Source organism: Microcystis sp. LE19-41.2A, assembly GCF_027530405.1.
GTDB lineage: Bacteria > Cyanobacteriota > Cyanobacteriia > Cyanobacteriales > Microcystaceae > Microcystis > Microcystis aeruginosa.
The window spans coordinates 2501-5199 of record NZ_JAPZQJ010000110.1; the positions used below are offsets into that span (position 1 = coordinate 2501).

Here is a 2699-nt window from a genome sequence, read left to right on the forward strand (position 1 = left end):
GCACGTGAAATCCCGTGTGAATCTGCCTCGACCACGAGGTAAGGCTAAATATTCCCGTGTGACCGATAGAGAAACAGTACCGCGAGGGAAAGGTGAAAAGAACCCCGGAAGGGGAGTGAAATAGAACATGAAACCGTTAGCCTACAAGCAATGGGAGGACGATTGAACGTCTGACCGTGTGCCTGTTGAAGAATGAGCCGGCGACTTACAGGTTATGGCAGGTGAAGGGGGAAGACCCCACAGCCCCAGCGAAAGCGAGTCTGAAGAGGGCGAAGCGTCATAATTTGTAGACCCGAACCCGGGTGATCTAACCATGGCCAGGATGAAGCTTGGGTAAAACCAAGTGGAGGTCCGAACCGACTAATGTTGAAAAATTAGCGGATGAGCTGTGGTTAGGGGTGAAATGCCAATCGAACTCGGAGCTAGCTGGTTCTCCCCGAAATGTGTTGAGGCGCAGCGGTAGTGGAAGTTTAGTCGGGGTAAAGCACTGTTTCGCCGCGGGCTGGGAGACCGGTACCAAGGCGAGGCAAACTCTGAATACGGCTAAAAAAACTACCAGTGAGACGGTGGGGGATAAGCTTCATCGTCAAGAGGGAAACAGCCCAGACCACCAGCTAAGGTCCCCAAATGATAACTAAGTGAGAAAGGAGGTGGGAGTGCATGGACAACCAGGAGGTTTGCCTAGAAGCAGCAATCCTTAAAAGAGTGCGTAATAGCTCACTGGTCAAGCGCTCCTGCGCCGAAAATGAACGGGGCTAAGTTATCTACCGAAGCTGTGGACTACATTGTAGTGGTAGGGGAGCGTTCTATAGGGGGTGAAGCAGTAGCGGCAAGCAGCTGTGGACTCTATAGAAGTGAGAATGTCGGCTTAAGTAGCGAAAATGTGGGTGAGAATCCCACACCCCGAAACCCCAAGGTTTCCTCCGCAAGGCTCGTCCGCGGAGGGTCAGTCAGGACCTAAGGCGAGGCTGAAAAGCGTAGTCGATGGACAACGGGTTAACATTCCCGTACCGATTAATGATTGTGCCGGAGAACGGAGAAGGTCAACGTCAGCTGGATGTTGGTTACCAGTGCAAGCAGTCGAGGCGATGAGCGGTGGCGAAAACACCAGGAGCTAAGACGCGAGTCCCACCTCCCACGGGAGGGAAGTGGCGCTGATCAAGCTTCCTAGAAAAGCCCGAACCACGTTAATCATTAATTGCCTGTACCCGAAACCGACACAGGTGGGGAAGTAGAGAATACTAAGGGGCGCGAGATAACTCTCTCTAAGGAACTCGGCAAAATGACCCCGTAACTTCGGGAGAAGGGGTACCCTCGCAAGAGGGTCGCAGTGAATAGGCCCAGGCGACTGTTTACCAAAAACACAGGTCTCCGCCAAGTCGTAAGACGCAGTATGGGGGCTGACGCCTGCCCAGTGCCGGAAGGTTAAGGAAGTTGGTCAGGAGTAATCTGAAGCTGACGACCGAAGCCCCGGTGAACGGCGGCCGTAACTATAACGGTCCTAAGGTAGCGAAATTCCTTGTCGGGTAAGTTCCGACCCGCACGAAAGGCGTAACGATCTGGGCACTGTCTCGGAGAGAGACTCGGCGAAATAGGATTGTCTGTGAAGATACGGACTACCTGCACCTGGACAGAAAGACCCTATGAAGCTTTACTGTAGCCTGGAATTGGCTTCGGGCTTCGCTTGCGCAGGATAGGTGGGAAGCTTTGAAACTCTCCTCGTGGGGAGGGTGGAGCTAACGGTGAGATACCACTCTGGCGAGGCTAGAATTCTAACCCTGACCCCTAATCGGGGCGGGAGACAGTTTCAGGTGGGCAGTTTGACTGGGGCGGTCGCCTCCTAAAAGGTAACGGAGGCGCGCAAAGGTTCCCTCGGTCCCGTTGGAAATGGGACGATAGAGTGCAAAAGCAGAAGGGAGCTTGACTGTGAGACCCACAAGTCGAACAGGGACGAAAGTCGGCTTTAGTGATCCGACGGCACCGCGTGGAAGGGCCGTCGCTCAACGGATAAAAGTTACTCTAGGGATAACAGGCTGATCTCCCCCAAGAGTTCACATCGACGGGGAGGTTTGGCACCTCGATGTCGGCTCATCGCAACCTGGGGCTGAAGTCGGTCCCAAGGGTTGGGCTGTTCGCCCATTAAAGCGGTACGTGAGCTGGGTTCAGAACGTCGTGAGACAGTTCGGTCCATATCCGGTGTAGGCGTAAGAGCATTGCGAGGAGCCTTCCTTAGTACGAGAGGACCGGGAAGGACGCACCGCTGGTGTACCTGTTATCGTGCCAACGGTAAACGCAGGGTAGCCATGTGCGGAGCGGATAACCGCTGAAAGCATCTAAGTGGGAAGCCCACCTCCAGATGATTGCTCTCATGGCATTAAGCCAGTAAGGTCTCGGGTAGACTACCCGTTGATAGGCTCTAGATGGAAGCTCGGTAACGAGTGCAGTCGAGGAGTACTAACCGACCGAGGGCTTGACCTGATTCTTCTTTCAACACTTTTTCCCTAGCTTTTGCAGTCTTGAGGGTTCTACCCTTCCTGGTGTCTTTAACGTGATGGCACCACTCCGATTCCATCCCGAACTCGGTTGTGAAACTTCACCGTGGCCAAGATACTTGTCGGGTTGCCGACCGGGACAATAGCTCGATGCCAGGATTATTCTTTCCTACCCCTCAATCCGACAAGATTGGGGGGTTTGGTTTT

The 2699-nt window shown here is 53.8% G+C and carries 2 rRNA genes (1 of these 2 cut by a window edge); both read left to right on the top strand.

The annotated features are described in order from the left end of the window. Nucleotides 1-2478: ribosomal RNA gene (locus O9290_RS04835) — 23S ribosomal RNA — on the top strand; it begins 402 nt to the left of the window's first position. A gap of 55 nt (nt 2479-2533) precedes the next feature. Next, nucleotides 2534-2651 (top strand): 5S ribosomal RNA (rrf, locus tag O9290_RS04840). Nucleotides 2652-2699: the final 48 nt, after the last annotated feature.